This window comes from Tolypothrix bouteillei VB521301, assembly GCF_000760695.4.
GTDB classification, from domain to species: Bacteria; Cyanobacteriota; Cyanobacteriia; order Cyanobacteriales; family Nostocaceae; genus Scytonema; species Scytonema bouteillei_A.
The window spans coordinates 5,377,431-5,400,694 of record NZ_JHEG04000001.1 but is presented as its reverse complement, the minus strand read 5'-3'; the positions used below and the strand labels follow the sequence as shown (position 1 = coordinate 5,400,694).

General features: G+C 41.0%; 18 protein-coding genes. 10 read left to right on the top strand and 8 right to left on the bottom strand.

The window, feature by feature from the left end:
• Positions 1–43: 43 nt before the first annotated feature.
• Both HC643_RS21740 and HC643_RS21735 read left to right on the top strand, forming a co-directional pair.
• Positions 44–2,911 carry an apolipoprotein A1/A4/E domain-containing protein gene (locus HC643_RS21740; protein ID WP_050045308.1) on the top strand — a complete coding sequence of 956 codons (2,868 nt, stop codon included), beginning with the start codon at positions 44–46 and terminating at the stop codon, positions 2,909–2,911.
• A gap of 454 nt (positions 2,912–3,365) precedes the next feature.
• Complete coding sequence (locus HC643_RS21735) at positions 3,366–4,688, top strand: RNA-guided endonuclease InsQ/TnpB family protein (RefSeq protein ID WP_237265918.1); 1,323 nt, start codon at positions 3,366–3,368, stop codon at positions 4,686–4,688.
• A 67-nt stretch (positions 4,689–4,755) separates the two neighbouring features.
• Here the strand turns inward: HC643_RS21735 and HC643_RS21730 are convergent, their stop codons facing one another.
• Both HC643_RS21730 and HC643_RS21725 read right to left on the bottom strand, forming a co-directional pair.
• Positions 4,756–5,295, bottom strand: coding sequence for a hypothetical protein (locus tag HC643_RS21730; RefSeq protein ID WP_336604378.1), 540 nt, complete (start codon positions 5,293–5,295; stop codon positions 4,756–4,758).
• Between the two features lie 127 nt (positions 5,296–5,422).
• On the bottom strand, positions 5,423–5,614 hold the full coding sequence (locus tag HC643_RS21725; protein WP_038088675.1) for a CsbD family protein: 192 nt from the start codon (positions 5,612–5,614) through the stop codon (positions 5,423–5,425).
• A 251-nt stretch (positions 5,615–5,865) separates the two neighbouring features.
• Here HC643_RS21725 and HC643_RS21720 point away from each other — a divergent pair, with 251 nt between their 5' ends.
• Genes HC643_RS21720 through HC643_RS21710 form a run of 3 tightly spaced genes read left to right on the top strand, consistent with a single transcriptional unit; the run spans position 5,866 to position 8,823 of the window.
• The gene (locus HC643_RS21720; protein WP_137986127.1) at positions 5,866–6,855 is read left to right on the top strand and encodes a beta propeller repeat protein; all 990 of its coding nucleotides are present in this window, start codon (positions 5,866–5,868) and stop codon (positions 6,853–6,855) included.
• 37 nt (positions 6,856–6,892) lie between these two features.
• Entirely contained in the window at positions 6,893–8,161 is a 1,269-nt protein-coding gene (locus HC643_RS21715) for an FAD-dependent oxidoreductase (protein WP_038088672.1), read from the top strand.
• 41 nt (positions 8,162–8,202) lie between these two features.
• On the top strand, positions 8,203–8,823 hold the full coding sequence (locus tag HC643_RS21710) for a hypothetical protein (protein ID WP_038088669.1): 621 nt from the start codon (positions 8,203–8,205) through the stop codon (positions 8,821–8,823).
• On the opposite strand, the gene HC643_RS21705 is transcribed toward HC643_RS21710, so the two are convergent.
• Entirely contained in the window at positions 8,824–11,193 is a 2,370-nt protein-coding gene (locus tag HC643_RS21705; RefSeq protein WP_050045309.1) for an MHYT domain-containing protein, read from the bottom strand. It abuts the gene before it with no gap.
• Between the two features lie 505 nt (positions 11,194–11,698).
• On the opposite strand from HC643_RS21705, the gene HC643_RS21700 reads away from it, so the two are divergent.
• Both HC643_RS21700 and HC643_RS21695 read left to right on the top strand, forming a co-directional pair.
• Positions 11,699–13,018 (top strand): AAA-like domain-containing protein, encoded by a 1,320-nt coding sequence (locus HC643_RS21700; RefSeq protein WP_038088666.1) that lies wholly within the window; start codon positions 11,699–11,701, stop codon positions 13,016–13,018.
• Positions 13,019–13,034: 16 nt separating this feature from the next.
• Positions 13,035–16,532 carry a WD40 domain-containing protein gene (locus tag HC643_RS21695; protein WP_050045310.1) on the top strand — a complete coding sequence of 1,166 codons (3,498 nt, stop codon included), beginning with the start codon at positions 13,035–13,037 and terminating at the stop codon, positions 16,530–16,532.
• A 4-nt stretch (positions 16,533–16,536) separates the two neighbouring features.
• Here HC643_RS21695 and HC643_RS21690 read toward each other — a convergent pair whose 3' ends face one another.
• Together HC643_RS21690 and HC643_RS21685 are read right to left on the bottom strand one after the other, a co-directional pair.
• A complete protein-coding gene (locus HC643_RS21690; protein ID WP_038088664.1) occupies positions 16,537–17,451 on the bottom strand; it encodes an alpha/beta fold hydrolase in 915 nt (304 codons plus the stop codon).
• A 382-nt stretch (positions 17,452–17,833) separates the two neighbouring features.
• A complete protein-coding gene (locus tag HC643_RS21685) occupies positions 17,834–18,256 on the bottom strand; it encodes a SufE family protein (protein ID WP_038081671.1) in 423 nt (140 codons plus the stop codon).
• Between the two features lie 233 nt (positions 18,257–18,489).
• Here HC643_RS21685 and psaK point away from each other — a divergent pair, with 233 nt between their 5' ends.
• Positions 18,490–18,753: a photosystem I reaction center subunit PsaK gene (gene psaK / locus HC643_RS21680; protein WP_038081672.1), complete on the top strand. Its 264-nt coding sequence runs from the start codon at positions 18,490–18,492 to the stop codon at positions 18,751–18,753.
• Between the two features lie 114 nt (positions 18,754–18,867).
• Here the strand turns inward: psaK and HC643_RS21675 are convergent, their stop codons facing one another.
• The gene (locus HC643_RS21675) at positions 18,868–19,176 is read right to left on the bottom strand and encodes a hypothetical protein (RefSeq protein ID WP_082051612.1); all 309 of its coding nucleotides are present in this window, start codon (positions 19,174–19,176) and stop codon (positions 18,868–18,870) included.
• A 566-nt stretch (positions 19,177–19,742) separates the two neighbouring features.
• Here HC643_RS21675 and dapB point away from each other — a divergent pair.
• Both dapB and HC643_RS21665 read left to right on the top strand, forming a co-directional pair.
• The gene (dapB, locus tag HC643_RS21670; protein WP_038081674.1) at positions 19,743–20,573 is read left to right on the top strand and encodes a 4-hydroxy-tetrahydrodipicolinate reductase; all 831 of its coding nucleotides are present in this window, start codon (positions 19,743–19,745) and stop codon (positions 20,571–20,573) included.
• Between the two features lie 21 nt (positions 20,574–20,594).
• Positions 20,595–21,281 carry a hypothetical protein gene (locus HC643_RS21665; RefSeq protein ID WP_038081675.1) on the top strand — a complete coding sequence of 229 codons (687 nt, stop codon included), beginning with the start codon at positions 20,595–20,597 and terminating at the stop codon, positions 21,279–21,281.
• Between the two features lie 74 nt (positions 21,282–21,355).
• Here the strand turns inward: HC643_RS21665 and HC643_RS21660 are convergent, their stop codons facing one another.
• Entirely contained in the window at positions 21,356–21,970 is a 615-nt protein-coding gene (locus HC643_RS21660) for a precorrin-8X methylmutase (RefSeq protein ID WP_038081677.1), read from the bottom strand.
• A gap of 410 nt (positions 21,971–22,380) precedes the next feature.
• Positions 22,381–23,190: a TPM domain-containing protein gene (locus tag HC643_RS21655; protein WP_038081678.1), complete on the bottom strand. Its 810-nt coding sequence runs from the start codon at positions 23,188–23,190 to the stop codon at positions 22,381–22,383.
• Positions 23,191–23,264: the final 74 nt, after the last annotated feature.

Genomic DNA, 23,264 nt, shown 5'->3' with positions numbered 1-23,264 from the left:
GAGTACAGCAGTATCTAATCAAACTAAATTGAGGACAATATCTATGTTTGCAAGTGCATTCATTGCATTTAAATCCTGCTATCTACAAGGATTGGCACAAATTCCCGTAGTTGACGAAGTATTAACTCCAGAAGAAGTATCAGTTGCTTTTTCTGGCCCTAAATTTTTGGTAGCATTGCTTGCAGGCGTATTTATGGCATTTGCTTTCCAACTTCTGTTAACTAACTTTTCAGTAGCGGTGGGAATTTCATCTTTGGGAACTGATTCTTATACCGATGATGAGTCAGGAACCTCAGGTAGTACAATTCGTAAAATTGAAACATCTGTTGGTCTTTGGGCGATCGCAACCGCAACTATCGCATTATTTAGCGCCTGTTTTTTAGCAGTGAAACTCAGCCTAATTGAAAGTGCGTCCTTGGGAGCGATTATTGGTGTCGTCATCTGGTCTGCTTATTTCTCACTCATTATGTGGCTTGGTTCAAAAGCAGTAGGTTCTTTAATTGGCTCTGTTGCGAGCACTGTCACATCTGGCTTACAAGGAATAATGGGTACAGCCACTGCTGCTTTAGGTGCAAATGCTGCTAAAAATCAAATAGTTTCCACTGCAGAAGAAATTAGTGCTGTTGTTCGTCGCGAGCTTGTATCGGGACTTAACACCGATACTATTAGAAATACATTGCAAAATTCTTTAACTTCTATACAACCGTCAAAACTAGATGTTAAAGAAATTCGATCGCAATTTGACAAGCTACTAAAGGATGCAGATTTGCGATCGCTTGCTGATAGCGACCTACTGAAAAATATAAATCGTCAAACATTCGTCGATTTAATTAGCAGTCGTACAGACTTTTCCAAAGAAGATGTTAATCGTATCGCCGACCAATTACAAAATGCTTGGAACCAAGTTTTGGCTAGGCAAAATCCTACAGAACAAGTCATTCGTTTAATTCAACAAGCAACACCGGAAGAACTACAATCCGAACGTTTAGGAGAGAAAGTTCAGCAATTGGCAACAGTTGGAGGTGGAAATGGCAAACAAAGCAATGGAATAGTCAAACAAGCTCTAGAAGTTGGCTTAGGTGTCACTTTACCTGCTGTGTTAAAACAAGTAGACTTGTCTCAATTGGATGTAGAACAAGTCAGTCAACAACTACAACAGATGAGAGAAAAAGTTCGGGATGTAGATGTAGAGAAAATCACACAACAGTTGCAACAACTTAAAGACCAAGCGACTCACCAAGCTGAAAAACTTGGCGGTGCTGTAGCTGAAAGATTACCTGCATCTGTAAATAATACAATTAAAGCAGATGTAGAAGAATACATACTGAATTCCTTTCCCTGGCATTTCAATCGCATTACCATTCAAGATGAATTCAAAGAAGTTATCTACGATCGCGATGCAAATCCTTCAAGTGTAAGACGACAATTGGAAGAACTCAACCAAGAGTATCTCACCAACTTATTGCAACAGCGGGGAGATTTGAGCGAAGTAAGGATTAAGGAAATTAGTGAATTACTTCAAAGCACCAAAAACGAGGTTTTAGAAACTGTCAAGCAGGCGGAAGCACGAGAACAACCGCAAAATGTCCGCACCCGTTTAGAAGATTATTTGCGATCGACTAACAAAGAAGAACTCAAACCAGAACGAATTGGGCAAAACTTAACAAAGCTACTAGAAGATCCGAAAGGTAGTTTTGAGGATGTGAAAGAGCAATTTTCACAAATCGATCGCGATACCTTAGTAAGTTTCTTAGCAGTACGCTCCGATTTGAACGAAGAAGAAGCGAATAATATTGTCAGTCAATTTGAACAGACTCGCGATAATCTTTTAAATCGCGCTGGCGAACTGCAAGAGCAAGCGAAGGCTAAAGCCGACGAATTCAGACAAAGAGTAGAAGATTATTTGCGAAATACTCACAAAGAAGAACTCAACCCTGAAGGCATCAAACGCGACTTGAAAACATTGCTAGACAATCCGGAAGTAGGTATCTCTGCTCTTAGGGCAAGATTATCACAATTCGATCGCGATACTTTAGTGAAGTTACTCAGTCAGCGTCAAGATTTGACTGAAGAACAAATTAATCATGCTATTGACTCAGTACAACAAGGCATTGACAACATTGTTAAAGCACCTAGACGCTTGACAAACCGTGCAACACAAGGAGTTGTAGAGTTTGAAGCAAATTTAGAGAACTATTTGCGTAACACTAATAAAGAAGAACTGAATCCAGAAGCTATCAAACGAGATTTGCAACTGTTGCTATCTTCTCCTCGTGCGGGAGTCTCTTCTTTAGGAGAACGCATTTCTAAATTCGATCGCTCTACACTTGTCAGCTTACTGTCCCAACGCGAGGATATCTCCCCTGAAGAAGCGAACAAAATCGTCGATCGCATAGAATCCGTTCGTGACTCGATTGTCGAACAGTATCAGCAAGTCCAGAAAAGAGTGCAATCGATCGTTGATGGAGTTTTTGAGAAAGTTCGCAACTATCTCAATTCACTGAACTGTCCCGAACTGAATTATGACAGCATACAACAAGACTTTGCCAAATTATTCGACTCTCCACAAGAAGGGTTTGAGGCTATACGCGATCGCCTTTCACAATTTGATCGCGATACTTTAGTTGCTCTCATTAGTTCTCGCGAAGATATTTCAGAAGAACAAGCCAACCAGATTGTTAACCGCATCGAAGCCGCACGGGATAGCGTATTAAATCAAGCCGAACGCATTCAACAAGAAACTCAAAAACGGTTAGACGCAATCAAAGAGCAAGCTAAAAAGCAAGCAGTGGAAACCAAAAAAGTTGTTGCAGGTGCAGCTTGGTGGTTGTTTAACACAGCTAGCATCTCTCTAGCGGCTTCAGCAGTGGCTGGTGCTTTAGCTGTATCGGGATTTAATCTATTTGGTTGAAGATTTGACGAGTTGATAACTCTAAAGTGTGGGATGGGTGTTCTCGCCCGTCCTATACTAATTGCAGGCTTCTAGCCTGCACTAACTATAAGAGAAAATTGGACATTTTTTGATTTGGAAGTCCCTTAACTAAAACCGACATTCATCCCACATCTGACCGAAGGCAGTGTGGGATGAATGTCGGGGTGATGACGAATTGACCCACAACCAATTCAATCCGCTATTCCTTGACAGGGCAGGGGGTCAATGAGGAATCACCAGTTTTGGGGCTTGGCAACTTATCGATCCAATCCTCTATTATTTGTGTCACTGTTTTATCCTTATCTGCTGCATACTGCCTCAGCTTGTTTAATCTACGTTTTGACATCCTGACACTTAATCTAGAATCTTTCATAATGGGTAAACAACGTATACACTTTTATGATAAAGTCTATCTGGTGTTGAGAATTAAAAAATGAGGTCTGCATACCAGTACAAACTACGTCCAACAAAAGTCCAAGTTGTAGAGATAGATAGATGGCTATCTATGTTATGCGCTCAGTATAACTATTTGTTGGCAGATAGATTTCATTGGTATGAACAAAACCGTAGTCCTGTTAATGCTTGCCCACTAGTTTGTCACCTACCTGAATTAAGAGATAATCCTGACTATTACTCTCAAAAGAAAACATTGCCTGAGCTTAAGAAAACTCATCCCCACTACGGTGATATTTATTCACAAGTGTTACAAGATGTAGTTAAACGAGTTAAGGTAACTTTTGACCGTTTTCTTAAAGGCGATAGCAATGGTAAAAAAAGTGGTAAACCAAGGTTTAAATCTAGAAGTAGATACAAAACCTTTACTTATCCTCAGATGAAAGAAGACTGCTTGCAGGATGACTTGATTAATCTCCCAAAATTGGGGTTAATAAAAGTTGTTTTGCATCGTCAACTGCCTACTGGTTTCAAAATTAAAACTGCCTCTGTCACCAAAAAAGCAGATGGATACTACATCACTTTAAGTCTAGAAGACCCTACAGTTCCTACTGTTAAACCTGACATTAATCCCGAATCGATTACTGGCATTGACCTGGGATTGAAGGAGTTTTTGACAACCTCTGAAGGTGAAGCTGTTGCTATTCCAAAACATTATAGGAAAGCACAAAAACGATTAAGAGTAGTCACCAAGCGAGTATCTAGACGTAAAAAGGGCAGTAAAGGGAGACAAAAAGCAGTTAAGCAACTAGGTAAGCAACATAAAAAAGTTGCTGATAAACGTCGGGATTTTCATTTCAAAACTGCTAATCATTTACTCAAAAAGTATGATGTCATAGTCCATGAAGATTTAAATATCAAAGGACTTTCAAAGTCCAGTCTAGCAAAGTCAGTTCATGATGCTGGGTGGTCAAGCTTTTTATCAATTCTTGCAAATAAAGCCGAAAATGCTGGTTTGCTTGTGATAGCTGTTAACCCAAAAAACACATCTCAAGATTGTTCTAATTGTGGGGCTAAAGTTCCTAAAAAACTGCATGAGAGATGGCATAGTTGTCCTCATTGCTCATGCAGCTTGGATAGGGATCGTAATGCTGCGATTAATATAAAGAAAAGGGCGGATGGGCATACCGTTCTTAAAGCCAAGAGTCTCCTAAGCAATAGCCGGATTGTCTTGGAAGCCTACACTTACTGCTTCTCAGTAAGTGTAGGAGATGTCACTGAAAATCAATCACAGGTTGAAGAAGCAAGGTTATGGCTCCCACAACTACGAACGATAGCGTTACCCACAATAGAACAAGATTAGGTTTCATCGTATTTTTCCTTTACCAACTAACTGAAGTATATGCACAAGTTTGTAATAACTTATCTACTTAACGAGATACGATCTCTTCTCGTACCTCCCAACGAACAAGTCTAGGTAGTTGTGACAAATCGAGAGCGTAGTTTCCAGTCCATAAGACAATCTCTATGAATAGCAGATTCCGAATCCATGCCAAATCACTCACGGGGTTGAGAAGCATCAATCCCTGATATAACTGCCAGACACGGTAAGGCAAGTACAGGTAGGGTATCATGACAAATACGAATGAATGAAACCATCTCAGTGATAGGCTTTCAGAAAGGATTTGCAACCCTAGCATGAAAAAGTAAGAGATTAGTACGATCGCTGCACTAAAATAGCCTTGCCAAATAACCCACACAAGCCCAACTAGTGGCAGGATTATACCTCCAATTTGCATTGTCAAAAACCAAATCCTAAACCAATTTGGCAATGGTTTTGGTAAATCATAGGGTTTTGTATTTCTCCACGCCCAGCCTGTTACTAGAAAAAATGACGTTGCGATCGCGAAGAATAAGAAGTTTTCTAGAAAGATGTTGAGAAAATCGATTTCACTGGTTATAACAGCCACTGATTTACTTTAAGGATGTATGAAAATACAAAAATATATATGTTGAGCTTACCGTGGGAAAACTCAACATATATATATACGTTGGGTTTCGTTCCTCAACCCAACCTACAAAAATTCTTATCTGAGACTAATAAGATCTATCTATGGCTTCCTTTTTTTCGTCTTTGATGTTTTCTACAGTATGCTCAACTGCAGCTTCTCTCTGTTTTGCCTGACCTTCTGCTTTATCTTTAGGATTGCCAGTTACTTCACCAACTGCTTCTTGGATTTTGCCTTCGATGTTTTTAGCGGTTGCTTCCACTCTATTTTCAGTACTCATTGCTGAACTCCTTTATACAACTATTTATCCACAACTTTTTGAAAGTTGCAAAAAAATAAAAATAAGGTTTCACAATACTAAAATATCAATTCTGTCGAATCATCTGCCTCTACCGCAAGCCTGATTGATATTTCAATTGCAACCTAAATAGGACTGCTATATTAGAGATGTAACCAATGTTGCGGGATATAGCTAATTAGCAAGGATAAATGCTAACCATAGTGGCAGCATTGATAAAAGAGGTTCAAATTATGAACGATACAACACGGCAACTAATGGAACCCATCGATCGCCAACAAGCCGATACAGACTTTGCTAATGTCGAACGGGTGATGCACAAGCCCCAAATCGTAGCAGGAACATCTAAGGGTTTGCTATTTCTTGATTCCGAGCAGCATATTGAACTTGAAGGGAATTCCATCACAGATCTTGCTTTAAGCCAAGATGGATTGTGGACAATCGCGAATCACAACTCAGTCTGGCATCGCAATTCTAACAGCCAGTGGCATCAAGTCGCCTCAGTTAACGATCTACAACTGAACTGTATTCTGCCGCTTGAAGGTGAAGTTTTGGTTGGAACATCTGGAGCCTGTCTCATCCGCATTACAGATGGAAATATGCATCGCTTCAATTGCTTTCAAGATGTTGAGGGACGCTCAGAGTGGTATACGCCGTGGGGCGATCCTCCTGATGTGCGGTCTTTTGCAGTGAGTCAATCTGGAGAAATCTATGTCAACGTACACGTTGGCGGTATTTTGCGCTCTCGTGATGGAGGAAAGTCTTGGCAACCTACCATCGACTTTCATGCTGATGTTCACGAAGTCCGAACTGTTCCAAATCGTCCAGAACTAGTACTGGCAGCCACAGCTGAGGGATTAGCAGTCAGTCAAGATCGAGGAGATACTTGGAGCTTCGATCGCGCAAATCTGCATGCTGTGTATTCGCGAGCCATAGCAGTTTGCAAGGATACCATCTTGATGACTGCTTCCACAGGTCCCCGTACTAATAAAGCAGCCATCTATCGCCGTCCGCTCGATCGCTCGGGAGCCTTTGAGAAATGCGATCGCGGTCTGCCAGAGTGGTTTTCAAGTAACATTAACACGGGAACTGTTGCCACTTTAGAAAATTTCGCTGCATTTGGAACGAGTGATGGTCAGATTTTCTTCTCAAACGATGCAGGTTTGACATGGAAGAAGATAGCCACAGATTTGGCTTCAATAAACTGTTTGTCTCTCGCATAATATAGATCTGACATTTCTTCCAAACCTAACTTGTATTATGAATGTAATCATTGTTGGTGCGGGACCGACTGGTTTATTTTTAGCACATAGATTGCTAGCCCGAAATCCAAGCTACAAAGTAAAAATTTACGAATCTAACAAAAATCCCATTGATTTAGAGTACTGCGATAGCAAAGAATTTGGTTTAGGATTGGGTGCAAGAATCCAAAATTGGTTCAAAAGTATTGATGGTTTGGAGGAACAATTAGTCTCTCAAGGCATAAACTTTCCTAGTGGATTGATCTTGATTCCGCGTCGTCAGTTGTGTGCGTTACTATTGCGATCGCTACTGACTCTTTATGGCGAGCGCGAGTCCAATGAAAACTCACGGCTATGGATAAACTTTAACACTCCAGTAGTAAATGTCGATCTTACACATCGCGAGATTATCATTGACGGAGACACTGGTTCTGAAAAAGTGCCATACGATCTCTTAATCGGGGCGGATGGAATTTACTCAACCATCAGAAGTGCCATGATGGTTTCAAAACCAGACAAAAATAATTTTCAACAGCAGCAACGACCGCACGTCTGGAAAGTGCTGCAAATACCCGTACAACCAGAACTACAACAACATCCGTCCCGCATCATTCGACTTCAAAAGCACAGCCCTCAGTTTGGTCTAATTTTTGGTGCTTTGTTACCGCAAAAAGAAAGTAGTTTCAATGCACTAATATTCTGGCAACCAGTAGGTAGTAGCGACACCAACAATCCATGTGGAGTGTCAACAGTAGAAGAATTGCAGCAGTTATTACAACAAATGTCTCCAAAGAACTTGCCTGCATTCAAACTCGATAGCAATGAAGCTGAGACATTCTTGGCAGCCCAGCCAGGAAATGAATACTGGAGTCAGTGTTCCTGCTATCACGATCTAGAAGGTAGCGCAGTCCTAATTGGAGATGCTGCACATGGAATGTTTAGTATTTTAGGACAAGGTTGTACTGCGGCTGTTGCAGATGCAGTTGCACTTGACTCGTTACTTCAGCAGCACAGCGATCGATTGTCCATCGTCTTACCAGAATTTTCCCGTCAGCAAGTTAAAGAAGGTCATGCTGCTTCTGACCTCAACCTAATTGCACTTATAGTTTACCACCGATGGTTAGGTCTTCTCTACAAAGTTATTACTTTAATATGGGTAATTGTATTAAGACAGCCGAGCATCTTTGCTAGAGTCAATCAAGTAGATACTAATTACGTGCAGGTACTACATGAAAATAGATTGTGGGTATGGCTTGCTAAAAAACTACTTCTAAGCAATCCTACTTAATTATCTACTACAATTAATTGTGATTTAGCACCACCTGTAACATGACCAAAGCCAGGATTCTCGATCCATCCGAGAGCTATACTTTTAGCAAATATGCTGAATTAGCCTATGATAGTGCTGACATTCTCACTGAATTTAGTGTTCGCTTGAATAATACGGATCTTCAACTGCCACAACAATTACCAATCGATTTAGAACCATTGAGAGTAGAACTGCAAGAAAATTTGACCTTAGTAGATCCTACTTCAGAAATGGATCGACGCGAAGCGTTAATCTTTCCAATTCTCAAGACTGTTTGTAAGTTTATTCAAGCACCACTCAAAATTGAATATTTCATTTGGGTAAGCAATTGGCTCAAAGGTAGCTTTGATTATTTTATTCCTACTGGGCAAAATTTATTAGTCATCGAAGCTAAAAATGCTGATTTAGCTAGGGGTTTTACCCAGCTAGCAGTGGAATTAATTGCTCTGGATCGATGGACTGACTCGACAGTTCCAATGCTTTATGGAACTGTCACAACAGGAGATACTTGGAAGTTTGGAATTTTCCAACGCCAAGAAAAAATAGTTTATAAAGATATAAATACATATGCCGTTCCCGGCGATCTTAAGCAAGTACTTTCTGCTCTCTTTGGTATTACTTTAATAACTAATAACCAGTAACTAACCCTGTACGGGTACGAGACATTGTGTCCCTGCGTTAACTCCCGCACAATGTAGTGGAATTTCAATGACAAACTCTGTTCTTTGCCGGGGTACCGAATAATAAGTTAGCTTACCTTGGTGCTGTTGCACAATAATTTGATAGCTAATTGCTAAGCCCAAACCCATCCCTTTACCTACTGCCTTGCTAGTAAAAAATGGATCGAACAAACGAGACTTTACTGCATCGGAAATTCCACAACCATTATCCACAATGCGAATCTTGACAGTGTGAGTCTCTGTAATTTCCGTGTAAATACAAATTTTGGGCAGAAAATCTTCTTTGTTGCTTCGTTCGTCTAGAGCATCTATGGCGTTGTTTAACAAATGCATAAAGACTTGATTGAGCAGGCTGGGATAGCAGGTTACAAACGGCAATTGCCCGTACTTTGCTAGGACTGTTATTTCAGGGCGAAATGTTGTTGCTCTAAGACGATGTTGCAACAGTAATAAAGTGCTATCGATACCTTCATGAATATTGACAGGTTTAATTTTTGATTCATCTAGTCTGGAAAAATTGCGGAGAGAAAGAACGAGTTGCCAAATTCGTTGAACGCCTCTTTGCATGGAAATCATGCTGCTTTCTAGGTCTTGGCTGACTAAATCTAAGTCTAATTCTTTAAAAATTTCATTGAATTTATATATAGAATGAGGATACTCTTGATGATAAAGTCGAATCAAATGAAGCAAGTCTTGTAAGTATTGATTGGTATATTCAAGATTGCCGAAAATAAATCCTATAGGATTGTTAATTTCATGAGCAATACCTGCAACTAGTTGTCCTAGTGCTACCATCTTTTCATTCTGAATCAATTGAGCTTCTGCTTGTTTGAGATTGCTTAACGCTTTTTCTAGTTCTTGCTTTTGTTGCTTGAGTAAAGCTTCCGCTTGCAATCTTTCTTGAATTTCTTGTTGCAATATTATGGACTGATTCTTTGTCTGTTCTAAAAGTTCGGAATGCTCTAGAGCCACTCCTAGCTGATTGCTAATTTGTGCAACAATATTGATTTCTACATCTTTCCACTGACGCGGTTGGAAATTTTGATAAGTCGCTAACAATCCCCAAAGTTTCCGATTGGAAAAAATTGGTACAATAATATATGCTTTAGCTTGAAGTTGTTCTAAAAAATTAATATAACAATCATTAAACCCAGCATTATAAATATTATCTACAACCCGATAGGTCGTTCCTCCCTCAAAACCACCACCTTGAGTCTGTTGTAGATAAGTGTCTTTTATAACAAAAGAACTTTCAAAGAAACTGTCTGGTTCGCCGACCACATTCTTGAGAATACAACGTTTATCTAAAAGAGCATTATCTTGCAGTTTGGAATTGTTAATTTGTTCCTTTGATAGAGACCTCCATCCATCACCAACAGATTCAGCAACAAATTCTCCACTCCAGTCAGAATGAAAGCGATATATAACCACGCGATCGCAATTTATAACCTCTCTTAATTCTGATGTTGTTGTGTTAAAGATAGACTGAATATCTAATGTTTGTCGCATTCTCAGAATGGCTTTCGTTAAGGCTTTTTCCCGTTCAGCACTTTCTTGTAAAGCTTTTTGCCAAACGAGTTGAGCAGCATACCGACTGTCAAAGAATGAAGTCAGTAAAGCAGTCATCAGAATCAGAAAAGATCCAATACCGATTTGAATTGCTAACCCAACATTGGACGATGGCTCGGGGATCGCTAGCAATAATTCCGGTACCTGGATAAAATGAGTTGCCCACATCCCAGTGTAGTGCATACTGCTAATAGCAATCCCCATAACCAGCGCACTACTGAATTTCAACCGATTCAAACCAGTTTTGCTTGGGTTGCGGAAGCGAAAAGCCAGCCATAGTGAAGCACCTGACGCAGCGATCGCAATTCCTACTGATAAAGCAACAAGCCATGGGTTGTAATGCATTGTTGCTCCTGAAACTTTCATCCCTACCATTCCCAAGTAGTGCATGGACGCAATGGCTAATCCCATAACGGTACTACCGCCAAGCAGTATCCGCAGGCTAAGTTGCGATTGACTCAATAAAAGCATTGCTATCTCGGAAGCCATAATCGCATCTATCCAAGATATTATTGTCATTTTGATGTCATAAGAGATGGGAAGGGGTAGGTGGAAGGCTAACATAGCAATGAAATGCATTGACCAAATACCCGTTCCCATTGCTATAGCACCACCAATGCTCCAAATCCATCGAGATTTCGATGGTGAAGAAGGAGTCACTCGACAGGCTAACTCTAGCGCTGTATAGGAAGCGATCGCAGCCATCACAAATGACAGCGTTACCAAGGGTAGTTCGTAATTTCCAGAAATCATCTCAAGCATAGAGAAAATTAGCGGGGTGTTTGCAACCACTTCTTGATGTCATCATGAAAGGGGTAAATTTCTCGAAAAAATTTAAGTGTTATTGCTTAATATTTTCCCTTTACTTTCATATAAGAACACTTATGGTTTCTACTCCAGCATATGACTTTATATCAGTGACCGGAAGTAAAGACAGTAGCTTGATTTTTAGATTGGACGTCTCTTTCGAGTTCTACTCCGTATCAAAAAAGTTATTTTTCTTTCCAAAATTTTTCAAATCCAAGAAAAAAATTGTATACTTTTAGACTAAAAATGTATTGTTCTTATCTTGAATATAACTAACACAACTGCTAAAACTTAATTATAATCGGAGCTTCACGTAAAAGTGATTCTGTCAAGTACCTAAATTAACCTCTTTTGGGAGAAAACGACTCGCGCAAATAAAAAAAGTTACTTTTGTGATAACAGCCATGACAACTCCCATTGAATACGATTCTCAAAATAAGGTAAAAATAGAGCTACACAAATGAATGTGGATGAACTCGTAGACCTACTCAAAGTCAGTCTTCCCGACAGTTTAACACCATTACAAGAATTGGTATTGCGTTATTCGTGGGAAGGGAAAACTTATGCCAGCATGGCAGAGGAAACGAATTACGTCAAAGAATACCTCGGTCGCACGGCTTCCGACTTGTGGTCTGTCTTGAGCGATTACTGGAAAGAACCGATAAATAAAAATAACTTACGGTTGTTATTTGAGTCGCGCCAACTCACGAAAACCCAACAACAATTTATCGGACAACACCGCAGTCAAAGTACTCCTCCTTTACTGGAATTTCCAGGTGCTCCCGTTAGTGCGGACTCTCCGTTTTATGTGGTACGTCCTCCCATTGAGGAACTTGCTTGTGAGGAAGTGACGAAACCAGGCAGTATTATTTGTATTAAAGCTCCTTGGAAAATGGGAAAAACATCTTTAATGTTGAAGATTTTTTCTTATAGTGAATTGCAGGAATACCGTACCGTCAATATTGACTTTCAGCAAGCGGATAAATCTGTGCTAGCCAACTCAGATAAATTTTTTCGTTGGTTTAGCATGAATGTTAGCAGACAATTAATGCTAGACCCCCAACTGGATGATTATTGGGATGAAGATATGGGCAGTAAAGTAAGCTGTACTATTTATTTTCAAGGACACCTCTTAAAACAAATGCAGACGCCTCTCGTTTTAGGATTAAATGAAGTCAATATACTCTTTGAATACCCCGATATCGCAGAAGATTTTTTATCATTGCTACGCTCTTGGTACGAGCAAGCTAAGGTTATAAAAATTTGGCAAAAACTTCGTTTAGTTCTTGCTTATTCTACAGAAATTTATATTCCACTTCATCTCAATCAATCTCCGTTTAATGTAGGTTTACCGCTTAAATTACCACAATTTACATCCGAGCAAGTGTCTGCATTAGCGCAACGTCACCAACTCAGTTGGAGTAGTACCCAAACCAAACAACTGATGGAGCTTGTAGGAGGTCATCCTTACTTATTACGACTTGCTTTCTATTACCTTTGTCGCGGTGATTTGACACTGAAACAAGTTTTACGAGAAGCCCCGACAGAATCAGGTATTTATAGCAGTCATTTACGCAGGCTGCTATCTGTATTAAAATTTGATTCCGTATTAGAACAAGCTTTTCAACAGGTGATTGCAGTAGAAGAATCTGTTAAATTAACTTCCTTGATAACTTATAAACTAGATAGTCTTGGGTTAGTCAATATCAATGGTGATTCAGTGACACCTAGTTGTGAACTATATCGGCTATATTTTAAGAATCAATTATTACAAAATTAATCAAAACAAATTCTCCATGCTAAGCCAATACCAAGTCGGTGGGAGCTTGTACAATGATGCTCCAAGTTATGTTGTACGTGATGCAGATGAAAAACTTTATACAGCATTAAAAGCAGGAGAATTTTGTTATGTCTTTAATACCCGTCAAATGGGTAAATCATCGTTGCTTGTGAGAGCAAAACACAATCTAGAAGAAGAAGGATATCGCTGTACAACTATTGATATGAACCGTATTGGTAGCGAACAAATAACTCCTTTGCAGTGGTACAAAGGTATCATTGGAGATTTGTGGCGGGGATTTGGTTGTATGGAAAAACTAAATTTAAAAACTTGGTGGCAAGAACAGGATGATATTCCTTTGTTACAAAAATTGAGCGATTTTATCGAAGAATTATTATTGAAGCAATTTCCTAAGGAAAAATTATGTATTTTTATTGATGAAATTGATAGCGTTCTCAGTTTAAGTTTCCCAATTGATGATTTTTTTGCCTTGATTCGCTACTGCTACAATCAAAGAGCGATTGATTCAGAATATAACCGCATTACATTTGCACTCTTTGGAGTGGCAACTCCCTCTGACTTAATTCGCGATCGCAATAGAACTCCTTTTAACATTGGTAGAGCTATTGAGTTATATGGTTTTACTTTAGAAGAAGCAATTCCTTTGACACAAGGATTAACAGAACGAGTTGAACATCCCACTCTAGTTCTTCAAGAAATACTAAATTGGACTTCAGGACAACCATTTCTAACTCAAAAAGTTTGCCAATTAGTAGCTGAAACATCGCAAGGAAAACTTGTTCAAAAAGAAAAAGCAGCCATAGATGAAGCATCTTGGGTAGAAAATATTGTTCGTTCTCGCATCATTAATAAGTGGGAATCTCAAGACGAACCAGAGCATTTACGGACGCTCCGCGATCGCATTCTTAGGAACGAACGTTCTGCTGGCAAGTTGCTGAGCATTTATCAGCAAGTTTTACAAGGAATAAAAATTCCTGCAGATGACAGTCGCGAACAAATTGAACTCCTGTTAAGCGGGTTAATTATCAAAAGTCAAGGTATATTGCAAGTCAAAAATCGGATTTATGAGGAAATTTTTAACCTCCAGTGGGTAGAAAAACAGCTTGGCGAGCTACGTCCCTACTCTCAGATGTTCGATGCTTGGATTGCCTCAAAGCAAGCAGATTCTTCGCGGCTGTTACGCGGACAAGCATTGATTGATGCTCAAGTTTGGGTACAGGGCAAAAGTTTGCAAGAACTTGATTATCAGTTCATCACTGCTTCTGTGGAATATGAGAGAAAAGAAATACAACGAGCATTAGAAACAGAACGACTGCAAGAAGTAGAAGCCAGACTGGCTGCACAGAAAAAAAGTGCCAGACTGCAAAGATTTTTTTTGATTGCTGTGGGGAGTGGATTAATTGTTTCTAGCGCGTTGGGGCTGGGAATATTTTTTCAATACCGCAAAGCAACTGTGAGCGAACGTCAAGCAAGACTGAGCGAAATTCAAGCCTTAATCTCTTCATCGGAAGGGCTTTTTGCTTCTTATCGCAGGTTAGATGCACTTGTAGACGCAATCAAAGCCAAACGAAGACTTCAAAAACTGGGGAAAGTAGATGCAAATATAGAGCAGGACGTCAATGCTATTTTGCAGCAAGCTGTTTATGGAGAAGAAGAGCATAACAACTTATCAGGGCATACAGCCGCTGTTTTAGCAGTGGAAATTAGTCCTGATAGTTCTCAAATTGCCTCAGCAAGTGTCGATAAAACAGTTAAACTTTGGCAGCGGGATGGTAAAGAAGTTGCAACTCTTAGAGGTCATAAAGCTCCTATAAGGAGTATAGATTTTAGCTCTGATGGAACAACAATTGCTTCTGCAAGCGACGATCAAACAATAAAACTTTGGCACAGAGATGGGACTTTGATCAAAACGTTTCAAGCTCATAATGCTGGAGTGTGGGGAATTGCCTTTAGTCCGGACGGTCAAACTCTTGCATCAGGTGGTATGGATAGAACAGTAAAACTATGGAAGCGAGACGGTACTTTACTCAAAACTTTCCGGGGTCATACTGCAGGAGTGTGGAGAGTCGCATTTAGCCCAGACGGCCAAACTCTTGCCTCTACAAGTTTCGACATGACAGTGAAGTTATGGAAAACAGATGGAACCTTATTCAAAACGCTCCAAGGTCATCGTGCTGTCGTAGAATCTGTGGCTTTTAGCTCCGACGGTCAAACAATCGCTTCTGCAAGTGGCGACCAAACAATTAGGCTTTGGAGACGAGATGGTACCCCCATCAGAACTCTCAAAGGTCATAATGCTGCGGTACAGGATATTGCGTTTAGTCCAGATGGTCGGCGATTGGCTTCCTCAAGTATTGACAAAACATTAAAAATATGGAGTATTGACGGCACAGAGCTAAACACTCTTAGAGGACACACGGCCTCAGTCTGGGGCGTCAGCTGGAGCAAAGATGGTAGTTTTCTGGCTTCTGCAGGGTCAGAAAACACTGTCAAACTTTGGCAGAGCCAGAACCCATTCCAAACAACTGTCGTTGCTGACAGAACGGCAATTTGGGCAGTAGACATTAGTTCTGACAGCAAAATCATTGCGACTGGGAGTCTCGATCACACGGCTAAGTTCTGGAATCGTCGTGGTGAATTGCTCAACAAGTTCTTAAAATCAAAACAAACTTCTGGGATTTTTTCACTTGCTTTCAATCCAGATCGCAAGTCAATTGTATTTGCCAATGGCGACAAGAACTTGCAACTTTGGAGACAAGACGGAACTCTGCTAAAGACTTTCCCCGGTCATGATGCATTGATATTGACAGTTGCCTTTAGTCCTGATGGTCGAACTTTAGCTTCAGGAAGTCAAGATAATACCGTTAAGCTCTGGAACCCTAATGGGAGTTTGCTAAACACTTTAACAGGGAATGAAGGTGGTGTTTGGCAAGTTGCGTTTAGCCCAGATAGTCGGATGGTTGCTTCTGCTGGTGGTGACGGTAAGGTGAGACTGTGGAATCTTGATGGTAAGTTACTCACAACTCTTCAAAGTCATGATGATACTTCTGTATGGAGAGTAGCATTTAGCCCCGACGGTCAAACGATCGCATCTGGCGGTGGAGACAACACAATTAAGCTCTGGAAAATTGATGGCACTTTGCTGCGAACTTTTAAGGGTCATCATGGTGCAGTTTGGGGAGTTGCTTTTAGTCCCAACGGTCAGATCGTTGCTTCTGCAAGTGTAGACAGCACTGTTAAACTTTGGCAGCTTAACGGTCGGGAAGTAACGACCCTTAAAGGACATAGTTCAACAGTGAGGGGAATTGCGCTCAGTCGTGACGGTACTTTGCTGGCTTCAGTCGGCGAAGACAACACGCTGATTTTATGGCATCTATCAAAGATTCTCAATCTAGATGCACTGGCTTACGGTTGCGATCGCATACGAGATTATTTACAGACGAATTCGGAAATAAAAGAAGGCGATCGCAACCTGTGCGATAGTCGTCAATAACACATTAGTTGTAATTCAACAATAAAAAATCCCGAATTGCTTCTACAATCGCAGACGGATATTCCTCATGCATACCCAAAGAACCCGGTAAAACAGTCGATTGCACTCCCGGTAACTCAGCCAAAGCATTCATCTCAGCACGGGATTTGGATGGGCTAGATTCTCCAATAACAACCATCAAGGGAACAGACAGATTCTTCGCCAGCGTCAAAAAATCATCTTGGTTATTCACTGCGTCGAGATTACCAGTCACAAACGCAGCTGGTGCAAATCTTGCTCCCGGTCGTTGAGTATTGTTCCATTTGTACTGAATGAAGCTTGGTGTAAGTTTTGCTTCATCCACATAGACATGGCGACGGTACATCAAACTCAAGAAAGATGGAACAGTGTTGAGCTTATAAAGAAGTTGTCCGATGATGGGCGATCGCACCATTCCTCGAAAGATTCCAGCCACTTGGCTGTTGACACCCATGGTAGGTAAGGGACCGCGCCAAGTTGGAGCTACCAAGACAATCCGTGAGAATGCTGTCGGTATTTTGTTTGCAACTTGAAGAACATAAGCTGTACTGTGACCGGCTGCAATAATTGTGACTGGCTTATTAAATACAGAAGTCACGAAATCGTATAAAAACTGCTGATATAAAGCGGGTTGGTAATCAACTGGAAGTCGTGAAGATTGACCAAAACCGGGCCAATCGACAGCAGTCACTTGAAAATAGGGAGACAGCAGTTTACCGATTTCCCCCATTTCCGAGCGCATAGAAACAGTGCTAAAAGCTGGAAGCAGTAGGAGTGGAGAACCTGTACCCAAACTTTCATAAACCACACGAATTTGTTGATTTTCCCACTGCCAAGTAAATTCTCGAACAACTCCACCGATTTCACTATTAGTAGACGCAGATAACACATTGGTTGACATAATTTTACCTTTGTTAATTGCTAATTGCTAATTGCTAATTGCTAATTGCTAATTGCTAATTGCTAATTGCTAATTTTTTCTTCTACTAACAACTACCATTAGCCTTATCTCCTTACGGAGGCGCTACGGGATGGAAAGCTCTACCGACAGGGCTATACGTCAGTCCCGGTGGGAAACCCACCTACTTTGCTCTAGACTCACCATCAGCCATTAGCCATCAGCCATTAGCCATCAGCCATTAGCCATTAGCCATTAGCCATTAGCCATTAGCCATTAGCCATTAGCCATTAGCCATCAGCCATTAGCCATTAGCCATTAGCAATTAGCCATTAGCAATTAGCAATTAGCCATTAGCCATTAGCCATCAGCCATTAGCCATTAACTAACACTCCAACGCTTTTTTTTGCATTGTTTTAAAAATATTGTAAAATCCGTTAGCACGAGAAGGTGTCAAACTAACGTTTAAACCTGTTTCTTGAATAAAATCTGGAGTCAGTTGCACAATTTCACTAGGAGTGAGACCATTTAACCCTTCAATTAAAAGCCCTACCAAGCCTTTTGTTAATTGAGAATCAGAATCACCTTGGAAGACAACTTTCCCGTCTTCCTGTTTGGCAGTGACGTACACTTGAGAAACGCATCCAGGGACTTTGTTTTCTGGTATTTTATCAGATTCTGGAAGTTCGCTCAGTTTCTGACCATACCAAATGAGCTGCTCGTAACGACGCTTTTGGTCAGAAGACCTTTGAAAGCGCTGTACGATTTTAGCAAGATTGGGCGGTAAGGAATCGAGAGTCGAGGACATAACACGAGACAAGACATAACGAGCGATATTACATCGAGTTTAGATTATCTGAGACGCCACTCACCATTTACGAGCGTAAGGCGTTACGCTCCTACTTATCACCCATGTTCACATTAAGCAATGACAATAAATGTAAAAAAATTATGCAAAATCAAACTTAGGATAGATTTTCTTGATAATTAATTCACATGGGAGTTTTAATCATTCATCAATAATAGTAAGGAGAAAGCCAAGTGTTGACGTCTACTTTACTAGCTACTGTCGCTACAACACCTTTGGTATGGAGTCCCACTGTTGGGATAATCATGATTATCAGTAACATTGCAGCGATCGCGTTTGGTAAATCCAGCATTAAATACCCTAATGCAGAGCCCCAACTACCCGCATCTAATTTCTTTGGTGGTTTTGGTATACCTGGGCTGTTAGCAACAACTGCCTTCGGTCATATCTTAGGCGCTGGTATTATCTTAGGATTGCACAATCTTGGTAGGCTCTAGTCGTTTGCAACGTTAGTTTTGATTTGCAGTTTAAAACCCCACTTCTTGGAGAAGTGGGGTTTTAAACTGTCACTTATGGGGACGCGACTGAGAAATGATGGTTCGTTTTCCAACCTACACAGCAGGAGGCAAACCTCTCATTTGACGGACAGCATTGATACATGCCGGACAATCGCAGCCAAACATAGCAACTGCTGTATCGCTTTCTTCCTCTGTGAAGTTAAACTCAGCAGATGGGTTCTGTTGGTTTTGTTCTCCTCCAGACGCAGCAAATTCTACAGAAGAACGAGTAGATGGAGCCTGAGCAACTTTGCTAACCTTCATACAGACCAACTTAGGAGTTGGTGCATGAGGATTTTTGACACAGGAAGTTTGAGTTCCTGTAGAATTCACTGTTTCACTTGCTCTAGCTGGCTGGGTCATCATGACCAATGACAGGACAGATGAAAACAGTACGGGACTGGAAAGTAATGTAAGGGCAAATTTCTTGTTCATTTACTGAAAAATGTAAGTCACTATATACGGTCTGGCATTAATCTTTTCACATTAATATGATTGTTTCAGTATTTTTTGTGCAAAGTTCTCCAACCGATTATAGATAGCACTAATAGAGTAGGCATCATTTTAGCAGAGGCAATTTCCCACGTCCATAGCATAAATTCAGAAAAATTGAAAAGAATTTAAAACAGAGGAAGACACACCTGAAATGAACAATTGCAATACCTCTGTGTTTTTACTGAACTTTACTTTTGAGTTGACTTTCTATAATGTCAGTTTGTCTTTAGCTTAACAGGTAAGCGCATGCACATTCAACCAATTAATAGTGAAAGATACAGTTGTTGGAACTGAGAGTTTAAGGCATTGACCCACTCTACATTAACTAAGTTCCTAAAGTATTGGTCTAATTGAGTAGGAATTATAATCTTCGATATATAGCAAGCTGATAAAATAGCTACTCATTAGATGATATAAGAAGCATACTGAAAACTATGTCAAATCAATCTCCTATTCCAGTCGTTGTTATTGGTGCTGGCGGCAAAATGGGTCGTGAGGTCGTTAAAGCAGTAGCACAAGCATCCGATATGAATCTTGTAGGTGCTATTGATACCAGTGTGGAACTTCAAGGTAAAGACGCAGGTGAACTTGCAGGTTTAACAGAACCTTTGGAAATTCCCATCACCAATCAACTCGAACCCATGCTGGCATTTGCAGCACAGGAAAAACAGCCAGGAGTGATGGTAGATTTTACTCATCCCAAATCGGTTTATGATAATATACGCAGTGCGATCGCTTATGGTGTTCGTCCTGTCGTTGGAACCACCGGGCTAACTCAAGAACAAATTAGTGAGTTAGCAGAATTTGCGGATAAAGCCAGTACTGGCTGTCTGATTATTCCCAACTTTTCTATTGGAATGGTACTGCTACAACAAGCTGCAGTCACTGCATCCCACTATTTCGATCATGTTGAAATTATAGAACTGCATCACAATCAAAAAGCAGATGCGCCGAGCGGTACGGCAATTCAAACGGCTCAATTGCTGGCGGAAATGGGTAAAGAATTTAACACACCTCTTGTGGAAGAAACAGAGAAATTACCAGGAGCAAGGGGAAGTCAAGGTGGAGAAGGTATTAGAATCCACAGCGTTAGGTTACCGGGGTTAATAGCTCACCAGGAAGTGATTTTTGGCGCAGCAGGTCAAATATATACCCTCAGACACGATACTAGCGATCGCGCTTGTTATATGCCGGGAGTACTACTAGCAATTCGCAAAGTCTTGCAGTTAAAGTCGTTAGTATATGGATTAGAAAAAATTTTATAAATCTCAAATCCAGAATCACGCATGATAGTCCCACTGACCCGCCAGAAATTTGAACAACTTGTTCCTCTCATTGCTACAGGTCCGCAGTACAAGTATTACTGGGGAAAATTTCCAGAATTTTTACAACGGCTGCTTATTTCTGTAGTAGCAGCAGCTGTTGTTTTACTGATAAGAGTCCTTTTTGGAGTGAGTGAATTAACTCCCATACTATTTCTCATAGGGCTGATTGGCGCTCTTTATTGGCTGTGGGCACCTGTATTTTGGGCAAGTATGCGGAATGCAAAATATCGCCGTTATAAATATAGTGGATTTTTCCAGGGACGGATTCTGGATTTCTGGATTACAGAAGAGGTGCTCGGTAAACAAGAAACTGTGGATAACAAAGGTGATTTAGTTATTATAGAAAACCGAGAAAAACGAATTAACATAGAAGTCGGTGATGAATCGGGATTCACTGCTGAATACAAAGCACCATTACGAGTTTCTTACAAAGTTATAGCTCGAAATCAATTGGTAGAAATGGTAGTTGCATCAAATAAACCGGATTTGAGCAGAATTGAAGAAATTTCCGACATTTACATTCCCAGTCGTGATATATGGGTTAGCGATTATCCCCTCATACGAAGGGACTTTTTTAGCGAAGTCAGTCGCCGCTTGCGCGATAAATATTCAGACAGACCGCGCCGCCGCCGTAAGAATTATGAATGATGTAAGAATTATGAATTATGAATGATGAATTATGAAAAAGATACTCACTCGTTTCATAATTCATAATTCTTAATTCATAATTTCCCATAAGCTTGCCAAGCTAAGTCTACGAGTCCATCAACTGTAGCAACTGCTACAACAGCATTTCCCTTACGGCTGTCAATTGTGATGTTGGGAACTAAAGATTCTCGCAAACGTTCTTTTGCAACATCCACATCTAAAAATCCGGCGGGTGTAGCAACGATCAAAGCTGGTCTGATTTCCTCAGATTCAATGAGATCGACAAGTGTTATCAGGGCAGTTTGAGATTGACCGACTACAAATATTCCCTCTGGGTATCGCTTGGCTAGAGTCTCCATCCCCGACGCAGCGCGAGTTTTTTCTTTTTGAGGATGAGTGTAGAAGTCCATACTGCAATACACGGGATTGGCAAAGGTCGTTTGAATGGCTTGAATAATACCGACTTGCACCATTTGAACATCTACTACAATTGTCGTGCGTGCTGCTAGTGCGGCGGCTGCAGCCTGCAAAGCACGTTCAGAAAAGCGAATTAAAGATTTATACTCAAAGTCTGCTGTAGCGAAAACCACCCGACGGACAAGTTCGTACTCTGCGGGTGAAAATATATGCTCCCCCATTTCTGAGTCGATGATTGCCAAACTTTGAGCGTCAGTTATATGCCATTCCATAGCTATCAGCAGTCAGCTTTTAGCTAACAGCTTAGCAGCTTTTATTCGTGATTCATATGATTTTGATTGAATACAAATCCTGTGGTACGGAGAGAAGTGCCGTGCGGTGAATCGAGGCAAAGGACGAGGGTTTCCCACGCCCTAGCGATTGGTGTATAGCCCTTGCGGGCATATGGGCAACGCGTAGCGTCTGTGTAGGAGGTACAGCAACGCGTAGCGTGTCCGTAAGGACATACCCGGAAGAGGTTTCCCCCCAACCCCACTTCGTGGAGACCCCAAAGCCCCCGTTGGTATCTTGGGGTATCCTTCACATTATCCTTCTGTTTTCGGTTTGATACCAAGTGATTGGAAATCACGGCTATACAGGCGAAACCCGCCTGCGCGGGTTTTTCAATGTCTGTATTTTTTAACTAAGACTCAGCACTGGGAGAAGAACGACTGAAAACTAGAGACAAGTAAGCCACCAAAGCGCCGATGAAAAACCCTGCAATGTTACGAATCACGGGTAACCAATCGCTTGTTCTGGTGACAACCGGTCCGATACCAAAGGCAAGAAATAAAATGCCCCACAAAGGTGAGAAAATTAAAGCCCACTGCCAAGCAATGATCTCTCCTTCACGTCGAGGCTGAGCGGCGAACCCACAGATAATACCTCCAATGGTAGAAGTAATTAAAGTGAGAATCCACTGCTCTCGCGGTAATCCCGGAACAACGCCACAACCTCCTTGCACCAAGCAAGTTTTCACGGTCTCCATCGCTTGAAGAATAGCTTGGTCTTCGCCTTGTTCTCTCACAAAGTACAGGTTTCCAAAGCGGGTCTGCAATTCTATCCAAAAAGTACGTGGTAGTAATTCATAAACTGCGTCACCAACACTAAAGCTCAAAATATTTCCGCCACGGGAGTCAGCAACAAGTAAAACGCTTTTATCGTCTAAGCCCCAAAAGTTGATGACTGCACGACCTGGGGTGCGATCGTACTGTGTTAACACTCGCAGTTTCCAACCCGTGTCGGCTTCAAATTTGTCTAAGTCTTTGACAAGCTTCTCTTCTTGAATGCTGTTGAGCGATTTAGCTAAGTCTACGACTGGGGTTGGGGTATCCGGTAGTAACTCGGGATTGTCATAAGCGTATGCGTTGGGAGAATGCGCTATCCAAATCGATCCGGCTAAAAACAATACTGCCGCAAATGCCAAAAACCGCCGCCAAACACTATGCTGCATAAGCTTTTTTATACGGTTATATCCAGTAACAGTGAACAAGTTGTTTTAAAAGAGTACGGGAAAAGTGATACTTC